The organism is Arthrobacter nitrophenolicus, from assembly GCF_045833485.1.
Classification (GTDB): domain Bacteria; phylum Actinomycetota; class Actinomycetes; order Actinomycetales; family Micrococcaceae; genus Arthrobacter; species Arthrobacter nitrophenolicus.
Genome location: NZ_CP174504.1, coordinates 1,081,798 through 1,101,845 on the forward strand (window position 1 = coordinate 1,081,798; position 20,048 = coordinate 1,101,845).

The 20,048-nt window shown below is 67.3% G+C and carries 18 protein-coding genes and 2 pseudogenes; 10 read left to right on the plus strand and 10 right to left on the minus strand.

Features of this window, described 5'->3' with window-relative positions; translation table 11 throughout:
* Positions 1 to 14: 14 nt before the first annotated feature.
* Entirely contained in the window at positions 15 to 914 is a 900-nt protein-coding gene (locus ACJJV6_RS05105; RefSeq protein ID WP_009358372.1) for a DUF817 domain-containing protein, read from the minus strand.
* Positions 907 to 1,725 carry an oxygenase MpaB family protein gene (locus ACJJV6_RS05110; RefSeq protein ID WP_035753013.1) on the minus strand — a complete coding sequence of 273 codons (819 nt, stop codon included), beginning with the start codon at positions 1,723 to 1,725 and terminating at the stop codon, positions 907 to 909. The genes ACJJV6_RS05105 and ACJJV6_RS05110 overlap by 8 nt, the downstream gene beginning before the upstream one ends.
* 197 nt (positions 1,726 to 1,922) lie before the next feature.
* Here ACJJV6_RS05110 and ACJJV6_RS05115 point away from each other — a divergent pair, with 197 nt between their 5' ends.
* The 4 genes and pseudogenes from ACJJV6_RS05115 to ACJJV6_RS05130 all read left to right on the plus strand — a co-directional run bounded on the left by ACJJV6_RS05115 (position 1,923) and on the right by ACJJV6_RS05130 (position 5,263).
* Positions 1,923 to 2,306 carry a hypothetical protein gene (locus tag ACJJV6_RS05115; RefSeq protein ID WP_407710094.1) on the plus strand — a complete coding sequence of 128 codons (384 nt, stop codon included), beginning with the start codon at positions 1,923 to 1,925 and terminating at the stop codon, positions 2,304 to 2,306.
* Between the two features lie 82 nt (positions 2,307 to 2,388).
* Positions 2,389 to 3,695 (plus strand): annotated as a pseudogene (locus tag ACJJV6_RS05120) (IS256 family transposase).
* Positions 3,696 to 3,725: 30 nt separating this feature from the next.
* Positions 3,726 to 4,724 (plus strand): annotated as a pseudogene (locus ACJJV6_RS05125) (HNH endonuclease); the annotation flags it as partial.
* Between the two features lie 116 nt (positions 4,725 to 4,840).
* Complete coding sequence (locus tag ACJJV6_RS05130) at positions 4,841 to 5,263, plus strand: universal stress protein (protein ID WP_009356806.1); 423 nt, start codon at positions 4,841 to 4,843, stop codon at positions 5,261 to 5,263.
* A 109-nt stretch (positions 5,264 to 5,372) separates the two neighbouring features.
* Here the strand turns inward: ACJJV6_RS05130 and ACJJV6_RS05135 are convergent, their stop codons facing one another.
* Positions 5,373 to 6,011 carry a GPP34 family phosphoprotein gene (locus tag ACJJV6_RS05135; RefSeq protein WP_009356805.1) on the minus strand — a complete coding sequence of 213 codons (639 nt, stop codon included), beginning with the start codon at positions 6,009 to 6,011 and terminating at the stop codon, positions 5,373 to 5,375.
* A gap of 148 nt (positions 6,012 to 6,159) precedes the next feature.
* Between ACJJV6_RS05135 and ACJJV6_RS05140 the strand changes: the two genes are divergently transcribed.
* Genes ACJJV6_RS05140 through ACJJV6_RS05160 form a run of 5 tightly spaced genes read left to right on the plus strand, consistent with a single transcriptional unit; the run spans position 6,160 to position 12,216 of the window.
* Complete coding sequence (locus ACJJV6_RS05140) at positions 6,160 to 7,065, plus strand: MurR/RpiR family transcriptional regulator (RefSeq protein ID WP_009356804.1); 906 nt, start codon at positions 6,160 to 6,162, stop codon at positions 7,063 to 7,065.
* Between the two features lie 31 nt (positions 7,066 to 7,096).
* A complete protein-coding gene (locus ACJJV6_RS05145) occupies positions 7,097 to 8,014 on the plus strand; it encodes an NAD(P)-dependent oxidoreductase (protein WP_354175604.1) in 918 nt (305 codons plus the stop codon).
* A 27-nt stretch (positions 8,015 to 8,041) separates the two neighbouring features.
* Entirely contained in the window at positions 8,042 to 9,589 is a 1,548-nt protein-coding gene (locus ACJJV6_RS05150) for an aldehyde dehydrogenase (RefSeq protein ID WP_009356802.1), read from the plus strand.
* A gap of 30 nt (positions 9,590 to 9,619) precedes the next feature.
* A complete protein-coding gene (locus ACJJV6_RS05155; RefSeq protein WP_009356801.1) occupies positions 9,620 to 10,846 on the plus strand; it encodes a M20 family metallopeptidase in 1,227 nt (408 codons plus the stop codon).
* Positions 10,843 to 12,216: a DUF3100 domain-containing protein gene (locus ACJJV6_RS05160; RefSeq protein WP_009356800.1), complete on the plus strand. Its 1,374-nt coding sequence runs from the start codon at positions 10,843 to 10,845 to the stop codon at positions 12,214 to 12,216. The genes ACJJV6_RS05155 and ACJJV6_RS05160 overlap by 4 nt, the downstream gene beginning before the upstream one ends.
* Positions 12,217 to 12,443: 227 nt before the next feature.
* Here the strand turns inward: ACJJV6_RS05160 and ACJJV6_RS05165 are convergent, their stop codons facing one another.
* The 4 genes from ACJJV6_RS05165 to ACJJV6_RS05180 all read right to left on the minus strand — a co-directional run bounded on the left by ACJJV6_RS05165 (position 12,444) and on the right by ACJJV6_RS05180 (position 15,475).
* The gene (locus tag ACJJV6_RS05165) at positions 12,444 to 12,644 is read right to left on the minus strand and encodes a hypothetical protein (protein WP_009356799.1); all 201 of its coding nucleotides are present in this window, start codon (positions 12,642 to 12,644) and stop codon (positions 12,444 to 12,446) included.
* Positions 12,641 to 12,835, minus strand: coding sequence for a hypothetical protein (locus ACJJV6_RS05170; RefSeq protein WP_009356798.1), 195 nt, complete (start codon positions 12,833 to 12,835; stop codon positions 12,641 to 12,643). The genes ACJJV6_RS05165 and ACJJV6_RS05170 overlap by 4 nt, the downstream gene beginning before the upstream one ends.
* A 97-nt stretch (positions 12,836 to 12,932) precedes the next feature.
* A complete protein-coding gene (locus ACJJV6_RS05175) occupies positions 12,933 to 13,880 on the minus strand; it encodes a polysaccharide deacetylase (protein ID WP_009356797.1) in 948 nt (315 codons plus the stop codon).
* 56 nt (positions 13,881 to 13,936) lie between these two features.
* Positions 13,937 to 15,475 (minus strand): cytosine permease, encoded by a 1,539-nt coding sequence (locus ACJJV6_RS05180; protein WP_009356796.1) that lies wholly within the window; start codon positions 15,473 to 15,475, stop codon positions 13,937 to 13,939.
* Positions 15,476 to 15,581: 106 nt separating this feature from the next.
* Between ACJJV6_RS05180 and ACJJV6_RS05185 the strand changes: the two genes are divergently transcribed.
* On the plus strand, positions 15,582 to 17,153 hold the full coding sequence (locus tag ACJJV6_RS05185; RefSeq protein ID WP_009356795.1) for a PucR family transcriptional regulator: 1,572 nt from the start codon (positions 15,582 to 15,584) through the stop codon (positions 17,151 to 17,153).
* A 12-nt stretch (positions 17,154 to 17,165) separates the two neighbouring features.
* On the opposite strand, the gene ACJJV6_RS05190 is transcribed toward ACJJV6_RS05185, so the two are convergent.
* From ACJJV6_RS05190 to ACJJV6_RS05200, 3 genes are all read right to left on the minus strand, one after another.
* Positions 17,166 to 17,624 (minus strand): hypothetical protein, encoded by a 459-nt coding sequence (locus ACJJV6_RS05190; protein ID WP_009356794.1) that lies wholly within the window; start codon positions 17,622 to 17,624, stop codon positions 17,166 to 17,168.
* Positions 17,625 to 17,857: 233 nt separating this feature from the next.
* Positions 17,858 to 18,682 (minus strand): IclR family transcriptional regulator, encoded by an 825-nt coding sequence (locus ACJJV6_RS05195; protein ID WP_009356793.1) that lies wholly within the window; start codon positions 18,680 to 18,682, stop codon positions 17,858 to 17,860.
* Positions 18,683 to 18,765: 83 nt separating this feature from the next.
* Positions 18,766 to 20,019, minus strand: coding sequence for a M24 family metallopeptidase (locus ACJJV6_RS05200; RefSeq protein ID WP_009356792.1), 1,254 nt, complete (start codon positions 20,017 to 20,019; stop codon positions 18,766 to 18,768).
* Between the last annotated feature and the right edge of the window lie 29 nt (positions 20,020 to 20,048).

A 20,048-nucleotide genomic window follows, 5' to 3' on the forward strand; every position in this document is an offset into this window, starting at 1 on the left:
TATGGCAGTACCCCTTACTGCCGCACCGCGGACGACGCCGGGACTTCCCGCCGTCGTCCGTTTTCGCCTTCCGGCGGCTGGGGTTTGTAGACCCACGCCACCAGCACCACGGAGATGATCATCAGCAGGAACCACGCCACGAGCTTTTCCAGCCCCACGGGATGCCAGCCGGCCACCTGGCTCGGGTACAGCCAGGCGCCGGACCAGGTGGCGATGTTTTCGGCAATCCAGATGAACAGCGCCACCAGCAGGAATGCGGCCACCAGCGGCATGCGGAACTGCCTGCGGAACACCCGGAAGTGCATCACGCACCGCCCGTAGATGATGACGACGGCGGCCAGCAGCACCCAGCGCAGGTCCCAGATGTAGTGATGCGTGAAGAAATTCGCGTAGATGGCCGCGCCCAGGAGCGCCGTGATCCAGCGCCGCGGGTAGGCAGCGAAACGGAGGTCGAAAAGCCGGTAGACCCGCACCATGTAGGAACCCACTGCTGCGTACATGAAGCCGCTGAACAGGGGCACCGCGCCGATGCGCAGGAAGCCCTCGGCCTCGTAGGACCAGGAGCCGGCGTCGGTCTTGAACAGCTCCATCACGGTGCCCACGATGTGGAACAGGATGATCACCCGCAGTTCGCGGAGCGTCTCCAGCTTGAACAGCACCATGAGGACCTGGATGGCGACGGCGGCGATGGTCAGGAAATCGTTCCGGGCCAGGGCAGCGGTGTCCGGGTACCAGAGCCGCGCGGCCATCAGGACGGCGAGGAGCGTGGCACCGAAGATGCACGCCCAGCCCTGTTTGAGGCCGAACACCACGAACTCGGTGACTTTTGCTTTGTAGCCGCCGGCCGGGGCGGTGGCCAGGAAGCGGCGGGCCCGTTCATCGATCCGCTGCTCAACTGAAGTGGAACTACGCACTGGCTCCCTGACGCTGTATGGGCTGGCGGTTCTTGCGAAGGTCTTTATCGAGTTCGGCCAGGCAGTAGTCCTTGAACCAGTGCCGGATCCGCCGCGGAAGCCGGGGGTACACCACGGCCAGGACCGCCATGGTGCGGTCGAAGCGGCGCTGCCGGCGGTGGTTCCACGGCAGGCCGAAGTCCTCCCGCAGCTGCGGCGGCAGGAGCCCGGCGGTGAGGAACCTTGCGGGCGGGATGATGGCGCGGTACCAGAGTGCGGTGTGCTTGGGGTAAAGCAGGCCTCGGCCCACCCGCACGCCGCCCGCTTCCGCGCGCAGCGTGGAGATGCGTCCGTCCCAGTAGCGGCGGAAGGCGGCACGGTCTGCCGGCCACAGCTCCCGGGGCAGCTGCAGGGCCGTCCCGATCCGTGCGTAGTCCTGGTACATGGCGTCGGCTGACTCGTCGTCGAGCGGGCCGTAGATCTTTTCGATGATGGTCACCGCGGTGTCATAGAGCGTGGCAACCACCCAGAGCTGGAGTTCCGGATCGTAGGCGTTGTAGCCCGGCGAAGCCTCGGTGCCGGCTTTCCGCACGGGAACGTGGGCGCGGTTCACCCTGCGCCGGACCTCTTTCACCTGCTCGTCCGTGCCATAGACGATGGCGTAGACGTAGGTCAGGGTGCCTTTGAGCCTGTTGACCGGGCGGCCGACAAAGGAGCTGTGCTCGTCCACGCCGCGCCCGACGGCTGGGTCTGCGAGCTGCAGCAGCAGAGCCCGTCCCGCTCCCACGAGCAGGATGGTTTCTGCACCGTAGTCGGCCATTCCTCGCACCATTTCAACAGGCTACCGGAGGGCGCATGAACCGACGACGCCGGGCGGCCGGCATGTGGAAACCCGCCGCGGTGATGGGGGCTGCTGACTCTGCGGTGCCGGTTGCAGCCCGGACATCTTCCGGAACCCACTGGCCGCGGTTTTCCACATAGGCGCTGGTCGTGGCGGGAATTGTCAGACCGTGCTGGAAGACTTTGTTTATGGAAGTGGTTGGGGCGGCGGCAGAGCCAGGGGACGGAACGGTTGCGGGGCTTTATGGTGTCCCGACTGTTTCGGACGTGCTTGCCCTGCTCGCCCGCGTGCCTGTTGCCTCCGCTGGTGCGGGGATGATTGACCAGTTGCGGCAGCTGGAGGATGTGAAGTCCCTGGCCGGTGCCCGGCAGGCCGACATCACTGTCGCCTTTGATGGGTTCCAGCGGCGGGTCCAGGCCGCGGCCGGCGTCCCGGCCGACGAGCAGGGCGCCGGCGTGGCTGCCCAAATTGCCCTGGCGCGGCGGGAATCCCCCGCCAAGGGCGGACGGCTTTTTGGCCTGGCGAAGGGGGTGTCAGATTGTTTGTGTAGGAGAGCTGTAGTCGCTGGATGATTGGAGAATCATTGTGGCTATGACGAAACCCCGTGAAGAGCTCGCGGAGGATCTGGCCCGTCGTGCCGCCGAGGCCGGCAGCATGGACGCGTTGAAGGCTTCTGGTGCGTTCGATGAGCTGATGGCGCAGATCGATTCAGGCCAGCTGGAGCTCGATGGCAAGGATGGCTTCATCCAACAGCTGATCAAGGTTTCTCTGGAACGCGGATTGCAGGCCGAGCTCTCCGGGCATCTGGGCTATGACAAGGGCGATCCGGTCGGCCGCTTCCTGCCCAACTCCCGTAACGGGTCATACCCGAAGACGCTTGGGACTTCCGCCGGGGATGTGGATCTGGCCGTCCCGAGGGACCGCGACGGGTCGTTCACCCCGCGACTGGTCCCGAAAGGCGCCCGCCGCACCGGAGGCCTGGATGACATGATCATCAGCCTTTACGCCGGCGGAATGACGGTGCGGGATATTGCCCATCACCTGGAATCGACGCTTGGGACCGAGCTTTCACACGAGACGATCTCCAAGATCACCGACGCGGTTCTGGATGAGGTCATGGAATGGCAGAAGCGGCCTCTGGAGCCGCTGTATCCGATCCTGTATCTGGACGCGATCGTCATCAAGGTCCGGGACGGCCACCAGGTGCAGAACCGTGCCGCGCACATCGCCGTGGGCGTGGACATGGAGGGCATCAAGCACGTCCTGGGCATCTGGGTCGAGGCGACCGAGGGTGCGAAGTTCTGGGCGGGGGTCTGCGCCGAACTGGCCAACCGCGGAGTGAAGGACGTGCTGATTGTCTGCTGTGACGGTCTCACCGGTTTCCCCGAGGCCATAGCCGTAACGTGGCCGGCCGCGACCGTCCAGACCTGCGTCGTGCACCTGATCCGGGCCTCGAGCGCTTCATCGGCTATCAGGACCGCAGGAAGGTCGCGTCCGCGCTGCGGCCGGTTTACACCGCACCGACGGCCGAGGCCGCGCAGGACGCCCTGGACGCGTTCGAGGCCTCGGACCTTGGCAGGAAATATCCTGCGACTGTCCGGACCTGGCGCAACGGCTGGGAGAAATTCATCCCTTTTCTGGCCTTTCCGCCGCCGGTGCGGCGCATCATCTACACCACGAACGCGATCGAGTCGCTGAACTACCAGCTGCGCAAGATCATCAAGAACCGAGGGCATTTTCCCAACGATCAGGCGGCCGTGAAGCTGCTCTGGCTGGCCATTTGCAACATCGAAGACAAACGCGCCAGCGACCGCGCCAAGCTCGAAGGCAAGGCCCGGGAGAACCGTTCCAAGACGGTCAACAAACTCATCGAAGGAACCGCCACGCAAGGATGGAGCGAGGCCCTTGGCGTCCTCGTCCTGAACTACCCCGACAGACTCGGACCCTACCTCAACCGATAAGACTCAACCTCACTTACACAAACAACTTGACAGGCTCCTTTGGTCGTGAAGGAGACAGCCTGCCTGACCGTGGAGGACCGAATGGCGGTGGACGAGGAACTCGCCGCGGACACCGCCGCCCTGGACGGTGCCGGGGACCGCGCCATCATCACCGCCGTCCGCGCGGCAGCGTACCGGCGTGACCCCCGGTCTGTCGCACGCAGGGCGGCGCATGCGGTGACGGAGCGGACGGTGTCGTTGCGGCCGGCGCCGGATGCGATGACGTACCTGACCGCGCTGATGCCCGTCGCCCAGGGTGTGGCCGCCTACGCCGTGCTGGTCCGGGAGGCCGATGGCGCCCGGGCGGGAGGGGATGAACGGTCCCGGGGGCAGGTCATGGCCGACACCCTGGTCGAACGCGTCACCGGCACCCGGGCCGGGATCACGGGTATCGACCTCCAGGTCGTGATGACGGACCGGGCCCTGTTCCAGGGCGACAGCGAACCGGCCAGGATCCCCGGCTACGGCATCATCCCCGCCGAAACCGCCCGCACCCTCCTCCTTGATCCCGAACGCACCGGTACCGAAGTCCATGACAGGCAGGACCTGGCCCTCTGGATCCGCCGGCTCTACACCGCACCCGGAACGGGCGAGCTTGTCGCGATGGACTCCCGGGCGCGGCTCTTCCCGGCCGGGCTCAAACGGTTCCTCCAGGTCCGGGACGACACCTGCCGCACGCCCTACTGCGACGCGCCAATCCGCCACCACGACCACATTCTCGGCTGGGCCCACGGAGGCACCACTACCGCAGGCAACGGCCAAGGGCTTTGCGAAGCCTGCAACCACACCAAGGAAACCCCCGGCTGGTCGGCAAAACCACTCAGGCTTCCCGGCCTCGGGCACACCGTACAGACCCGCACCCCCACCGGCCACACCTACCACTCAACCGCACCCCCGCTGCCCGGGGCGCTACGGCGGACTGCGGCTGCAACGTCCAGGCGGCAACGAAAACAGACGCCCGCGGCCCAACCAGGCCCGGCCCTGGCCTGACCTTCGGGCCGCAGGCCATACCTCTGTGATCCGTTGCCTGGTGGCCGTCCTCTAGTAAGGTCGGGCACGGGGACGAACGCCAGCCAACACAACGAGCGAGCAAAAGAGGCAACTGTATGAGTGGAGTAGTAGTTGTAGGCGTGGACGCCAGCGCGTCGGCGCGGAAAGCGGCGGAAGTGGCGCTGGACCTGGCTGAATCGCTGGGTGCATCGCTCCACGTCGTGACCGGGTTTGAATCCGAGAATGCCGAGACCTTCGGTGCGGGGTCGGACCGGGTGACCGTCTACAGCGGAGACAGCGCCCAGCACGTCGCCGAGTCGCTGGCCGCGTCCAGGCCGAACGTCCAGGTCACCCACTTCGCGGCGCGCGGCAAGCCTGCCGACTCGCTGATCAAGGAAGCCATCCGGCTGGACGCCAGGTTGATCGTGGTGGGCAACCGGAGGATGCGCGGCATCGGCCGGCTCCTGGGCAGCGTGGCCAACAGCGTGGCGCACAACGCCCCGTGCGACGTCTATATCGCCAACACCTACGACGACTAGGCACGGTGCCCCACATTTGGGGCCAGAGCCTTAGCTACACGTAAAAGGCGGACGGCCGCGGAAATCTTCCGCCGCCGTCCGCCTTTGCTTTGGGGAAATCCGTCAGCCCCTAGCTTGCGGCTTCCGCTTCCACCACCCTGATCATGCGGATTTCCTCAGCTACGGCATGGGAGGGCCAATGATCGGCGGCCAGTTCCCTGGCCCGGCTGCGATCGGCGTCCGGGAACAGCCTGTCCAGGAGCCCGGTCACTGATGCCAGTGCAGTCAGGGCGTTGGTGCGGGCATCGGCCCCGCCGCCGTGCAGGGCCTCGCTGATGTTTTTGAGCAAAGCCGCCTCCGGGGCGTGGTCCTTCTCCGGGTACCGGGTGGTGCGGAACAGGCCAAGGTGCTTTTCGCCCACGTGGTCCACGATGCCGCGCACGGCCATACCCTCATAGATCCGGTGCACCTCGGCACGGCTCTCCAGGATGGACACCCAGCGCTTGGGCGTGTGCGGCCGTGCCTTGTGGCGGATGAGTTCCAACTGCTCCCGGTAGTCGGAGTCCACGTCCACGCCGGTGGTCCAGACGTGCTTGCCCCGCAGTTCGATGGCGCCGAGCAGTTCGAGCTCGGCCAGGATCGCCCCGGCCACGCCGGCCTGGAGGACGGGCTGCGGCACCTCGGGCTCACCGTCGGTGTCGTTGGTAGCCAAGAGAAGGAACGCCTGGGGAAGGCTCAGGTCCCAGGCCTTTGGAGTTTGAGCATCCATACGTCCATGGTCCCGCTGCCGGACGCTTCCCACAACGAAGTTTTACAACGCCGAAACCAATACCACTAGCCGCAATAAGAATTGCAGAGTACATTTAATGCAATTCAGCTTGCAGAGTGATCTGCGTTACAAGAAACAGGTTCTGTCCTTGAACTCGAATGCCGCAGCAGTGGAAGCCGCCGAAGCCGACGCAGGAACTTCCGGTTCCGGCGACAGCTCCCAGGCCTGGCTTGGCGACGCGCTTCCGGACGTTCCGCTGACCAAATCCCAAAGCCGGGTGGTGGAGGTGATCGCCCGCAATCCCCAGCTCTCCTCGTACGCTGACATCGCCGAGATCGCGAAGCGCGCGGACGTCAACAGCTCCACCGTGGTCCGGGCCGCCCAGCACCTGGGCTACCGCGGCTGGCCGGACTTGCAGCGGGAGCTGCGTTCCCGGTACCTGGTGATGATCTCCACCGAGGACACGCTCACCGAACACGGCGAGCACCGCAGCCCGCTCCATGATGCCCTGAACCACGACATCGAAAACCTCCGCCTGACGCTCGACTCCAATACCGCGGGCGACGCCGAGGCCGCCATTGCGGCGATGGCCGCCGCCCGGTCCATCACCGTCGTCGGAATTGGCTCGTTTGCCGGCCCCGCCAGCGTGATGGCCCACCTCGGCGCCACCATGGGCTACCCCATCTCCCTCGAAAACCGCGGCGGCGTGCACCTGGCGTCCAGCACCAACACGCTGGGCAAGGGCGACGTGCTGGTGGTCATCAACATGTGGCGCTCCGTCAAGCAGATCATCCTGGCCGCCGAAGCCGCCAAGCAGGCCGGTGCCACGGTCATCGCCATCAGCGACATGCGCCGCGGCCGGCTGGCGGCGGCGGCGGACCACCTCCTGGTGGTCGCTTCCGAAGGGATCTCCTTCTTCCAGTCCGTCACCGCCGCGAACTCCCTGGTCTACGGCCTGCTCGCCGGGATGGAGGCGGCGCATCCGGAGCGGAGCCGCGCAGCCATCCGGCGCACCCAGCAGCTGTGGAAAGACCTTGACATCTACCTCGACTGACACCGCTACCAAGACTTCCAGGAGTACCTTCATGAACCACTCGAACACCCGGCGGATCGCCGTCATCGGCCTCGGCGCCATGGGCGGAGCGATGGCCTCGACCCTGCACAAGGCAGGCTGGGAGGTCACCGGGTTCGATCCCTTCGACGCCGCCCGCGCCGCAGCGGAAGCAGCCGGCATCGCCACCACCGCCAACCTCGGTGACGTGGCCGGAACCCCCTACGCGGTGCTCTCCCTCCCCGCTGCCAGCATGGTGGAAACCACCGTTCCGCAGCTCCTGGCGGCACCCGGAACCATGGCCATCGTGGACACCACCACCTCCGAACCCGGCACCAGCAAGAAGATGGCAGAACTCGCCGAGGCACAGGGGGCGGCCTTCGTTGACGCCCCCGTGTCGGGCGGCCGGGACGGCGCGGCCACCGGATCCCTGAGCGCCTTCGTCGGGGCCACCGACGCTGCGCTCACCGCCGCGGAACCGGTCCTGCTCGCCCTCACCGGCGGCAAGTACAGCCACATCGGCGGCCCTGGCAGCGGCAACGTGGTCAAACTCCTTAACAACGTCCTGGCGGCGGCCAACCTGGTCTCCGTGGGTGAGGCCCTGGGCGTGGCCAAGGCCTACGGCATCGATCCGGTCAAAGCCGCGGCCAGCATCAGCGAAGCCTCCGGCGGCAGCAAGGTCTCCGCCGCCATGTACCCCAACTGGGTCCTCACCGGCACCCATGATTCCGGCTTCTCGATGGGCCTGATGGCCCGGGACGCGGCCCTCGCGGTGGACGTCGCCGCGCAGATCGGCGAAACACCGTCGCTGCTGGCCGCCGTCGCCAACCAATGGCAGGAAGCCCTGGCCATCCTCGGCCCGCGCGCCGACTTCACCGAAATCGCCCGCACCGTTGCCCCTGCCGTCACGCCCGCGGGGGCCCCGGACACCACCCCCCGCCGCCTGACCTAGGCGCACACCACCTAAGGAACCCCCATCTTGACCATCACCACAGCACCCACGTCGTCCTCGGCAGCCACCGCCAAGGCGGTCCTGGACGCCGCGTTCCCCGCCGGCCTCGGTTCATTCGTCGACGGCCGGGTCCTGGCTGGCAGCGGCGACAACATCACCCTCACCGCCGCAGCTACCGGCGAAGCCTTCGCCACCTTCGCGGATGCCGGCGCCGAGGGCGCCGAAGCCATCCTGGAAAGCGCGACGGCGGGCGCCGCCACCTGGGGCGCGATGAGCGGCTTCGAGCGGGCGGCCATCCTGCGCAATGTCAGCCGCGCCGTCGAGGACCACGCGGAGGAACTGGCCATCCTGGAATCGGCCACCACCGGCAAACCCATCCGCGACGCCCGCGTGGAAGCAGCGAAGGTCGCCGAAATGTTCGGCTACTACTCGGGCTGGGCGGACAAGCTCACCGGCCAGACCATCCCCGTCCCCGGCAACTGGCACACCTACACGGAGCGGGTGCCGTGGGGCGTCGTCGTTGCCATCACACCGTGGAACGCCCCGATGTTCACGGCCGGGTGGAACTCCGCCGCGCCGCTGGCCGCCGGCAACGCGGTCATCATCAAGCCCAGCGAATTCACCCCTGCCTCCTCTGTCCGGCTCGCCCAGATCGCGCACGGCGCCGGTCTGCCCGCCGGTGTATTCAACGTTGCGGCCGGGCTTGGCCATACGGTGGGCGCAACCCTGACCACGGACCGGCGTGTGGGCAAGGTCAGCTTCATCGGCTCCGTTCCCACAGGACGCCGCGTGGCGGTCGCCGCCGCACAGGCAGGGATCCCCGCACTGCTGGAACTCGGCGGCAAGAGCGCCAACATCGTCTTCGCAGACGCGGACCTGGACCGGGCGGCCGACGGTGCCATCTCGGCCATCTTCTCCGGGGCGGGGCAGTCCTGCGTGGCGGGGTCGCGCCTGCTGGTGGAGCGGAGCGTGCACGCCCAGTTCGTCGACATGGTGGCCGCCAAGGCAGCCCGGCTGCGCGTGGGCGACCCGCTCCACGCCGACACCGAGGTGGGACCCATCATCACCGCCCAGCAGTTCGCCACCGTCACCTCGCTCATCCAGGCAGGAATGACGGACGGCGGCCGCCGGGTCACCGGGGCGACGCTGCCGAAGGAGCTGGCCGGGTCCGGTCTGGCCGGCGGGCACTGGGTGATGCCCACGCTGCTGGACGGCGTGACGCCCGCGAACCGGCTCGAAACCACTGAGGTGTTCGGTCCCGTGGTGGGGGCGGACGCCTTCGACACCGAAGCCGAGGCGATCGCCCGGGCCAACAACACCAATTTCGGCCTTGCCGGCGCGGTATGGACCTCAGACGTTTCCCGCGCCCACCACGTGGCCCGCGAGGTAAAGGCCGGCACGTTCTGGATCAACTCGTACAAGACCATCCACGTGGCGGTCCCGTTCGGCGGCTTCGGCGATTCCGGCCACGGCCGCTCCTCCGGGCCCGGCGTGCTGGATGAATACACCCAGACCAAGGCCATCTGGGTGCCCACCCGCGCGGCAGGTTCCCCGTTCCCGTCGCTGTCCTACTAGAGCCCCCGAACAGAACAGGCAGGCGCTTTTATGGAACTGACTGACACAACCCCCGCACTGGGCGCCCTGCGGACCGCCCTGGCGGACGGCGTCGAACGCTGGAAACCGCGGGTGCAGGCGGTGGCGAGGGAAATCCACGCGCTGAAGGAAATCTCGTTCGAGGAGGTCCGCTCCTCCGCTGCCATCGCCTCCCTCCTGGAAGAGGGCGGCTTCGAGGTGGAACGCGGCACCGGCGGGCTGCCCACGGCCTTCACGGCGAGCGCCGGGACCGGCGGCCTCATCGTGGCGCTGTGCGTGGAGTACGACGCACTGCCGAACATCGGGCATGCCTGCGGGCACAACCTGATTGCCGGCGCGTCGGTGGGCGCAGCCCTTGCGCTGCGGCCGTTCGTGGATGAACTCGGCATCACGCTGAAGGCCATCGGCACGCCCGCCGAGGAACACGGCGGCGGCAAAGCGCTGATGCTGGAACGCGGGGTGTTCGACGGCGTCGGGCTGGCTTTGATGGTCCACCCCGTCCAGGACGGGGTCACCTACAACCCGGCCGGCACCAGCGCGCAGGCGGTTGGCCGGTACAAGGCGACGTTCACCGGCAAGGCTGCCCATGCCGCGGCGGCCCCGCACCTGGGTGTGAACGCCGCGGATGCCGCCGTGCTGAGCCAGGTGGCCATCGGCCTGCTCCGCCAGCAGATCCCCGGTGACCACCGGATTGCCTGCTACGTTGCCGAAGCCGGGCACGTCACCAACATCATCCCCGAACGGGCCGTGGTGGAGTTTGAGTGCCGGGCTTTCACCCTGCCGGAGTTCCGGGCCCTGCTGGAGCGCGTCCGCCGCTGCTTCGAGGGCGCCGCGCTGGCCACCGGCACCACGCTGGTCTTCGAGGATACCGAGCCGCTCTACGAGCCGCTGCTGCAGGACGACGACTTGGCGGCGCACTGGACCGGCGCAATGGCCTCGTTTGGCAAAGACACCTCGCCGTCGGCTGGACTGGGCGGCGGATCCACGGACATGGGCAACATCTCCCAGGTCATCCCCTCCTTGCACCCCTGGCTGAGCATTCCCGGTGCGGACGTGCCCATCCATTCGCATGCGTTTGCCGCGCTTGCAGACACCCCCGAGGCATACGGCGTGATGTTCGAGGCAGCCACCGCGCTGGCCTGGACGGTCGCCGGAGCCGCCTCAACCCCCACCCAACGTGAACGCTTCACCCAAGCGGCGTACCGCCGTCGTTCTTTCACCCAGGAAGGCACATCATGAGCACCACCAAAGCGGCCAGGATTGACAAGGCCGGTACCAAGCTGACGGTCCCGATTGCCGCCCTGGCGTTCGTGATCGCCCTCGCCGTCCAGTTCATCGGCCAGGCAAAGATCGACGTGGGCATCGGCGCCATCATCATTTTCCCCATGGTGTGGGGCCTCATCCTGGGTCTGCTGGTCTCGGTGCAGAAGTTCAAGCCGCTGGGCCTTGACCTGCAGCGCGTCGCGGCTGCCCTGGTGGGCGTCGCCGTGCTGCTGCTGGTGGCGCGGCTCGCGTTCAATATCGGTCCGAGCCTGCCCACCCTGCTGAAGGCGGGCCCTGCCCTGCTGCTCCAGGAGGTGGGCCACCTGCTGGGCACCATCGCGCTGGCCCTTCCCCTGGCCGTGCTGCTGCGGATGGGCAAGGCGACGGTTGGCGCCACCTTCTCGCTGGACCGTGAGCCGTCCTTCGCCATGGTGTCGGAGAAGTACGGGCCGGACTCCGACCAGTATCGCGGCGTGCTGGCGATGTACGTGTTCGGCACGCTCTTCGGGGCCGTGTTCATCACGCTGCTGACGTCCCTCGTGGCCAACTGGAAGATCTTCGATCCGCTGGCCCTGGCAATGGGCGCCGGCGTGGGCTCCGGTTCCATGATGGCGGCGTCCGCGGCGAGCATCGTGGCCGCCTACCCGGCGGACCAGGAGGCCATCCTGGGCATGGCCGCGGTGTCCAACCTGATCACCACCGTGCTGGGCGTGTACGTGGGCATCTACATCGCCCTGCCGCTGGCCGACAAGTTCTACAAGGCGCTGACCCGCAAGCAGGAAGCACGCCAGGCTGCTGCCGTGACCGCCGGCGCACCGGCGGAACGCACCGCCGCGGACCTGGACCGCGAGGCCGCGCAGGCGGAGGAGAACCGGCGCTTCCGCGAGCGCGTCGCCGAATCTTCCGCCGCGATCCGGCTGCCGCTGTGGCTGTCCCTGTCCGTGCTGGCGGTCCTCGGAATCGGCACAGCTTCGGTGGCTGCCAAGGGCTTCAGCCTGGATATCGTGGCCGGATACGCCGTCATGCTGGGCCTGGTGCTGCTCAGCATCGCGCTGGCCAAGGCCACCCGGAAAATCTCGGCCATCGTGTTCATCACCACCATCGGCGCGTACATCTCCAGCCCGTGGTTCTTCGCGGCCGGGCCGCTTAACGCCGCGGTCAAGACCGTTGATTTCCTGTCCATCGCCACGGTGATGCTGACGCTCGCGGGCCTGTCCCTCGGCAAGGACATCCCGCTGCTGAAGAACATCGGCTGGAAGATCATCCCCGTGGGCCTGGTGGCCATCACGGCATCGTTCCTGCTCTCCACGGTGATCGCCGAGTTTGCGCTGGGGCTCTGGCAGTAGGGCACAGCGCGCAGTAGGGCATGGCGCGCCGCTTCGGCGGCGGCAAAGCATGCGGACGGCGGCGGGAAATCCCGCCACCGTCCGCATCGGTTTAAAGGGCGGGGGTGCGGGCCACCTGGACCACCGGTATGACTCCTCGCGGAGCCATGCGCCCAACACGGCCAGCGCACTAGCCCAGGTTGTTCCCTGCCGTTTCGTGCCCGCCCTTAAATACTAGGAGGGCGTACTCAGGTTGAGGCATCCCGTTCGATGTCCTCGGCCAGCTCGTCCACGTCCTCGGGACGCATGTCGATGCCTTCCTCCTCCAGACGCTCCTCCAGCACGTGGCTGACGTCGTCCTGGACGTGGCCCAGGCGGATTTCGTCGCGAATCTCCTCCGCGATGGTTTCCGGGGTTTCGGCATGCGTGCTTTCAGGCTGGTCGTTCACTGAGGATCCCCTTCCGGCCGGTCCTGGTGCCGATGGTCCTTATGGCGCGCCTCTTCGAGGTGCTGTTCCAGCTTCTCCTCCGCCTCCCGGCGGCGCTGGCCCACAGTGCGTACCTGGTCCGTGGTGGGCGCCGTGTGCGCATGCAGGTGCGGTCCGGCGTCGTTCGGGCTGTCAATCCGTTTCTCTTGCATAGGGACATCGTCCCACCGGGCAGGGGCGGCGGGAAGGTGCAGGAAGGCGGACGACGCCGGGACATACCCGCCGTCGTCCGCCCACCTTCCTGCGGTCCTACTTGAGTACGCCCTCCCGCACTGTCGCGGGTTCCAGCCGGGCGCCGGCGCCCGGGTAGGTGGGCACCTCGATCCGGCCGTGTGTGTGGATCGCGTCAATGGTTGCCTTCGTGTGAAGCGCAATGTCCTCCATGGTGGTCACCCACATGCCCTCCATGCCCTTGACCCGCTCGATCAGCTGCTCCAGCGCAACGGCCTTGGACGGCCGGCCGGAGATGAACGGGTGGTTGGTCAGGACGAAGCAGCTGCCCTGGGAATGGTGCGCCTCGGCCTCAAGCGTCCACATCTCCAGCACCTTGGCCGGGCTTTCAATCACGCCGCTGCCGGTCACCCCGGGGTAGAAGGCGTACTGCTCCCAGTCGTCCAGGGCCCAGTCCACCGGGATCTCCACGATGTCCCGGGGATCATCCGCGGCGACGGCCATGCGGTAGGGGGCATCGCCGTCGAGCAGGCTCGAATCGTAGAGGAAGCCGCGGTCCGCCAGCAGCCCCGGTGAGTGCCAGTTCAGTTCCCACCACGGCGCCCGATATCCCACCGGACGGATTCCCGCCACCTTGGCGAGCGCCTCCAGGCCCCGGTCAAGGTACCTGGCCTCGGTAGCGGCGTCGATCCCCTGCATCGGCTCGTGCAGGTATCCGTGGTGCGCCACCTCGTGCCCGCCGTCCACGATCGCGCGGACCACATCCGGGTAGGACTCGGCGGTGAAGCCGGGGATGAAGAACGTGGCCCGGATGTCCTGCCGCTCCAGGATCTGCAGGAGCCGCGGCACCGCCACCTTGGGCCCGTAGGACTGGTGGGTCATCAGCGACATCCGCCGGGTGCTGGTGGGGTCGTGGGCGATGGTGCAGGACTCGGCATCGACGTCGAAGGTGAAGGATGCGGCAGCCTTGAAACCTTCAGGCCAGGTGACGGGATGCAGGAGGTCCGCGATGGCGGGCTGGTTCACGATGGATCCTTTCGGCGGGCGCGGCAGCCGCGCCCGCCCGGAAGTAGCGGAGGAAGTTAGGGGACGGGAAGGACGGCGGTGGTGCCGCTGCCCTCGGACTTGGAAGCGGCCGGGCTCTTGAGGCCGATGTAGCGGACGTGTGCCCGGGGGCCGAGGACCGCGTAGACGGCGGCGCTGGTCAGGCCGCCTGCCAGCCAGGACAGGTCCCAGCCGCCCAGGGCAACGGCGATGGGGCCCTGCATGACGGGGATGAGCCCGTACATGAACAGCCAGGTGGCGAAGATGCCGGCCAGGAGGGAGGTGACGCCCGCCCAGTTGACGCCGGGGAGCCGGTGGGTGCCCACGCCGTCGAACAGCCGCTCGGGATCGCCCGGCCAGCGCTTGTCCAGCCAGAAGTAGTGCACCAGCATGACCCCGCCCCAGGCGGCCACCCAGGCCACCAGGCCGATCAGCCAGGCGTCCAGGACCGCTGCGAAGTCCTCCTGGAAGATGAAGAAGATGACGGCGATGAGCGAGAAGACGCCGACGAACAGGTTCAGCTTGCGCCGGCTGATGGAGATGTCCAGCGCCTGCGTGGCCACGGAGAACGTGTAGATGTTCAGGATGTTCGTGGCAATGGGGCCGTGGAGCACCATCAGCAGCACCGGCAGTGCCAAAACGCCGAAGTTCTGCACAATGAGCTTGCCGGGGTCAACCTCGCCGCTGTTCGTTGCCAGGCTGGCGCCCAGGATGCCGAGCCAGACCACCGGGATGAACTGCCCCAGGACCGAGGCCAGGTAGACCTTCTTCTTGGGTACTTCGGTGCTGACGAAGCGGGAGTAATCGGCGGCGTAGGTGAACCAGGTGATGCCCCAGCCGATGCCGATGGCCGTCATCACGGCGCTCATGGCTGCGATGCGCTCGGAGCCCTCGAGGATGGCACCGGCGGGTCCGGCGTAGCCCCAGTTGATCTCCATGCCGAACCAGGCAACGGCGGACATGACGGCCAGGATGATGATGGTGGGCGGCACGGTCCACTTTTCGAACGCGGCGATGGCCTTGTAGCCGAACCAGGCGATGGCCACCTGGGCCGCCATGATGCCGGTGGCAACCGCGATCTTCCAGGCGTAGTTCTGTGCCTCCGGGTCCACCCATCCGAGCGTTCCGAAGAGGGCCATCACCAGGTCCAGGATGATCCAGGTGTTGACGGCGCACCATCCGATGACCAGCAGGGCCTGGATGGCGGCGGGGAGGTAGTTCCCCCTCCGGCCGAAGGCTGCGCGGGCCAGGACCATGCCGGTGGCGCCGGTCTTCTGGCCGAGGAGGACGAAGCAGCCGAACAGGAGCATGCCGATCAGGTTGCCGAGCACCAGGACCGTCACGGTGTCCGCGAAGCCGAGTCCCAGGTGGATTCCGAGGGCGCCGAGCACCCAGTTGATGGGTGCCAGGTTGGCGCCCGCCCAGATCCAGAACTGGCCGGAGACCTTGTGGGTGCGGGCGGACTCGGGGATGGGCTGGAGCCAGGCTTCGTGGTCTTCGGCGGAGTGGCTTTGCGTGCTCTGGGTTTCTGCGGCAGCAGTGCGCCTTTGCGCTGCTGAAGAAAGCTTGTCTTGCATGGGAGCCTCCATGAGGTGATTGAGTACTTCAAGGCTATGTGGCCCCCATCACAAGCAACAAGATACGATGTGTCTAACAGATGCTTCTAGTACCGTACGGAATGTCATGTCAGTCTCCCTTGGCGATATCCTCGCCCACCCTGTCCTTGCCGCCGCCGACCCGGTGGTGCACGCCGCCGGCCTTTCGGAGGACCTGCCCGTCCGCTGGGTCCACTCCAGCGAGGTGCTGGACATCGCTCCCCTGCTGCGCGGCGGCGAACTGCTCCTGTGCGGCGGCATCACGCTGGCGTCCGCAACGCCGGAGAAGCAGGCCGCCTACGTGCGCGACCTGGCCCAGCGCGGCATCGCCGCGCTGGCGGTGGAGACCGGCGGCGTCCTGCCGGAGATCCCGCCGGCCATGCTGGAGGCGGCGCAGGAGCACGGCCTGGCCGTGGTGGAGCTGCGGAAAGTGGTGCCGTTCGTCGGCGTCATGCAGGCCATCAACTCCATCCTGGTGAGCGAGTCCGCGGGCCACCTGCAGCAGGCCGACGCCGCCACCCGCGCCATGGCTGCCGAACTGGCCCATGGTGCGTCGCTGGACCAGATCCTGGGCGTGCTGGCGGGCATCATCGGTTCGTCCGTCAGCCTCGTCTCGCCGTGGGGCGTCGCGCTGGGCAGCGCCGTCCCCGCCGGCTGGCAGAAACAGGACGACGACGGCGGCGGCAGCCCGGGCGGGCAGGACCCCGTGACGGACACGGCCGCAAGGACGAAGATCAACGTGGACATCCCCGTGCGCGGCGTGCTGATGGGCCGGCTCGAGATCGAGATCCCGGCCGGTGTGGATGCCGGGCTGGCCCGGGTGGCCGGTGACCGCGCCGTGGACATCCTGGGCCTGGCACTGCTGCAGCACACCCCTCCCGGGCTCCACGCCCAGGCCGGGGCGGAACTCATGCGGGCCGTCCTGACCGCAGCGCCGGCCTGGCGGCTGGAGCAGCTGGCTCCGGGGGCCGGGTTCCCGCCGGATTCCCCTGCCGTGGTGGCCGCCATCCACGCGGCGGCGCCGCAGAAGCTCCGCCGCGCCATCGAATCGTTCCTGAGCTCCAGCCGGATTCCCAGTGCCGCCTACCAGGATGACGCGGAGCTGGTGGTGATGATGGCCCTGCCCGGAACCGATACCGCGGGCGAACGGCGGAAGCTCCTGGAGTCCCTGCAGGGGCTGGACGGCGACCACGATGCCACGATTGCCGTGGGCCCGCCGGCGGCCGGGGTGGCCGAAGCTGCCTGGTCGCTGGCAGAAGCCCGCCGCGCCCTGGATGTCCGCCAGATCCGGCGCCGGAACGCCTCAGCACGCAGGCGCCACCCGTCCCACGGCCTGGTGGTGCTGGATGCCGAGGACACCGCCGTGGAGAGCCTCGCGTTGAAGGGGATCAACGCATCCGCGCGGGACGCGTTCGTGAACCGGCAGCTGCGCGCCATCCTGGACCATGATGCACAGCGCCAGTCGCAGCTGCTGGAGACCCTGCAGGTGTGGCTGGACTCCGGCTGCAACACTGCGCAGTCCGCACGCGAGCTGCACCTGGAACGGCAGTCGATGCACCACCGGCTGCAGCGGATCTTCGAGCTGTGCGGCGGCGATCCGCGCGGCACGGGCAGGCTGGCGGCACTCCACCTGGCGGTGCGGATGGCCGGCCTGCCCTAGTCAAACCCTCCCTTAGCGAACCAGAACACCCGAGATTTCACCGAGTCCAAGTCCACCCTCAGCTTGACCGACATCGACTCCGTGTCCTGCCAGGCCTACGTAATCCCCTGTGCCGCCCTTCAGGCTGATGGGTCCGGAGCTCGTGGACGAGTCTTCGCCGGTGAAGGTAATAATGACGTGCTTCAGGGCATCGAACGAGCCGCTTCCGTCGTCGCAGATGTATTCCGTCCTGATCAGAAGCACAAGCCTGCCCGAGTTACCCTTATCGGCGGCAAAAGTTTTTACCTCGTCTTCAAAGGTTCCCGACGGGCACAGGCTTCCCGTCGCGATGAACGAAAACTCCTCCGCCTCGAAGTCAATCGTCTCCGTTATTGTGAAGGGTTCCGGAACATCGGCCCCCGCGGGTCCGGCGCCGAGGGCGAGAGCCCCGATGGTTAGTACTGGAACGGCCAAATTCTTGAGGGCGGCCATTGCTCCACGACCTTTCAGACCTTGGGCGGGCCCTTGCGCGGCTCACGATCCAACTGCCGGAGCCCGTCGTGTGATTGCTTAATGGAAGAAATCCATGTGATGCATCTGCCCGGATGTCGGGACAGAAGCCGGGTCCCATATAGGGGAACAGTCGCGTCAAACGTCAGGGCCTGGGCCCTTGGGCACAGTATCCGCCTGCACAGGTGCACTGTCCAGAGAGCACGGGTGGCTCCTCAGCTGGCGGGAACTGCGCGCCCGCCCAGGCGGCTGGTCACCTGCGCAGCGGCCGCAACGCATGACTCGGCCAGGCCCTCCAGCCGCTCGCGGGAGACGCGGAAGCGCGGCGCGGGGATCAGGACGACAGCCACCACGTCGCCGCGGTGGTCGAAGACGGGAGCGGCAACGCCCACCTCGTCCATGGAGGATTCGCCGTAGTTTTCGGCCCATCCGCGGCCGGCGACTTCCTGGAGCCGGGCCTCGTAGGCGGCCAGGCCGGCGTCGTCCATTCCGGGGAAGGTGATGGTGCCGCTGCGGAGCAGTTCGCGGACGCGTTCGGCGGGCAGGGTGGAGAGGAAGACCTGCACGGAGGCGCTCATCGCGTCCCGGTAGCGTGCGCCCAGGGGCGTGGTGTGCTTGATCTGGTGGTGGCTGGCGATTTGTTCCACGCAGATGGCTTCGTCGCCGTTCCAGAGCATGAGCGCGCTGGTTTCGCCGGTCTGCTCGGTGAGCCGGCGGAGGACCGGGTAGGCCACGCGGCGTTCCTCCATCTCCGCCAGCAGCGGCCCGGCCACCGCGATCAGCCCAAGGCCCAGGCGGAAGCGCCGGGTTTCCGGGTCGCGTTCCACCAGGTTTTCCTGTTCAAGGGTGGCCAGGATCCGGGAGACAGAACTCTTGTGCATGCCCACGCGGTTGGCGATTTCGGTGACGCCCAGCAGCGGCTCGTCCGCGGTGAAGGTGCGCAGCACGGCGATGGCATTGACGACGACGGACGCGCCTTTGGTGTCCGCACTACCGTTGGTGCCGTTGACGTCGGTTTCTTTGGCTGCTGCTGGAGTCATGGTAGGCATCATCTTTCCTTATCTTCGCCGGGACGCCGAAAGCGGCGCCGCGATGACCGCGGCGCCGCCTGGGTGCTGGGCGCCTATGCGCCGATGATGTTGTGCTCGGGGCCGAACGGGAACTTGGTGATGTTCTCCACGCTGTCCTCGCCCACCACCAGGATGTCGTGCTCGCGGTAGCCGCCGGCGCCGGGCTGGCCGTCCAGGACCGTGATCATCGGTTCCATGGAAACCACCATGCCGGGCTCCAGGACAGTATCGATATCCTCGCGGAGCTCGAGTCCTGCTTCGCGGCCGTAGTAGTGGCTGAGGACGCCGAAGGAGTGGCCGTAGCCGAAGGTGCGGTTGGCCAGCAGGCCGTGGCTGATGTAGATCTCGTTCAGTTCGGCGGCGATGTCCTTGCACACGGCGCCGGGCTTGATGAGTTCCAGGCCGCGCTTGTGGACCTCGACGTTGATGTTCCACAGCTCCAGTGAGCGCTCGTCCGGCTGGCCGAGGAAGAGCGTGCGCTCCAGGGCCGTGTAGTAGCCGGAGGTCATCGGGAAGCAGTTCAGGGAGAGGATGTCGCCCTGCTGCAGCTTCCGGGTGGTGGCCCAGTTGTGGGCACCGTCGGTGTTGATGCCGGACTGGAACCAGACCCAGGTGTCGCGGACTTCCCGGTCCGGGAAGGTCCTGGCGATCTCGTGCACCATGGCCTCGGTGCCGATGAGGGCCACCTCGTACTCGGTGACGCCCTCGCGGATCGCGGCGCGGATGGCCTCGCCGCCGAGGTCGCCGATGCGGGCGCCGTGCTTGATGACCTCGATCTCCTCGGCGGACTTGAACATGCGCTGGCGCATGGCGTCCTGGGAGACGTCCAGGAGTTCGGCGCCCGGGAAGGCGGCGGCGATCTTCTCGCGGGTCAGGCCCGGCAGGAAGTCGTCCTCGACGCCGAGCCGGTTTGCCTTGACGCCGCGCTGGCGCAGCGCCTCCTGCAGGCCGAAGTAGAAGTTGTCGCGGCGCCAGTCGGTGTACACGATGTTCTCGCCGTACGAGGTGCGCCACGGCATGCCGGCGTCGATGTTGGCCGTGACCGTCACCGAGTCGTTGGCGGTGACCACCAGGGCGTAGTTGCGGCCGAACGTGGTGTAGAGGAAGTCGGAGTAGTACTTGATGCCGTGGTAGCTGGTGAGGATGACCGCGTCCAGGTCCTTGGCGGCCATGATCTGGCGGAGGCCGCCCAGGCGGCGTTCGAACTCTGCATCAGAGAACGTGAGCTTGCCCTTGGTGCCGTTGTGGAGGACCTTGAGCCGCTCGAGTTCGGCGATGGAGGAGGCGTTGTCGGTGGTGATGGTCATGGGGTGTTGCCTTTCTATCGTGCGTTTGG

Bases quoted from the DNA above. Each gene is read 5' to 3' on its own strand.
- ACJJV6_RS05110 (WP_035753013.1), bottom strand. From the start codon at position 1,725: ATGGTGCGAGGAATGGCCGACTACGGTGCAGAAACCATCCTGCTCGTG.
- ACJJV6_RS05115 (WP_407710094.1), top strand. From the start codon at position 1,923: ATGGAAGTGGTTGGGGCGGCGGCAGAGCCAGGGGACGGAACGGTTGCG.
- ACJJV6_RS05130 (WP_009356806.1), top strand. From the start codon at position 4,841: ATGAGTGGAGTAGTAGTTGTAGGCGTGGACGCCAGCGCGTCGGCGCGG.
- ACJJV6_RS05135 (WP_009356805.1), bottom strand. From the start codon at position 6,011: ATGGATGCTCAAACTCCAAAGGCCTGGGACCTGAGCCTTCCCCAGGCG.
- ACJJV6_RS05145 (WP_354175604.1), top strand. From the start codon at position 7,097: ATGAACCACTCGAACACCCGGCGGATCGCCGTCATCGGCCTCGGCGCC.
- ACJJV6_RS05155 (WP_009356801.1), top strand. From the start codon at position 9,620: ATGGAACTGACTGACACAACCCCCGCACTGGGCGCCCTGCGGACCGCC.
- ACJJV6_RS05160 (WP_009356800.1), top strand. From the start codon at position 10,843: ATGAGCACCACCAAAGCGGCCAGGATTGACAAGGCCGGTACCAAGCTG.
- ACJJV6_RS05170 (WP_009356798.1), bottom strand. From the start codon at position 12,835: ATGCAAGAGAAACGGATTGACAGCCCGAACGACGCCGGACCGCACCTG.
- ACJJV6_RS05180 (WP_009356796.1), bottom strand. From the start codon at position 15,475: ATGCAAGACAAGCTTTCTTCAGCAGCGCAAAGGCGCACTGCTGCCGCA.
- ACJJV6_RS05185 (WP_009356795.1), top strand. From the start codon at position 15,582: ATGTCAGTCTCCCTTGGCGATATCCTCGCCCACCCTGTCCTTGCCGCC.
- ACJJV6_RS05190 (WP_009356794.1), bottom strand. From the start codon at position 17,624: ATGGCCGCCCTCAAGAATTTGGCCGTTCCAGTACTAACCATCGGGGCT.
- ACJJV6_RS05195 (WP_009356793.1), bottom strand. From the start codon at position 18,682: ATGACTCCAGCAGCAGCCAAAGAAACCGACGTCAACGGCACCAACGGT.
- ACJJV6_RS05200 (WP_009356792.1), bottom strand. From the start codon at position 20,019: ATGACCATCACCACCGACAACGCCTCCTCCATCGCCGAACTCGAGCGG.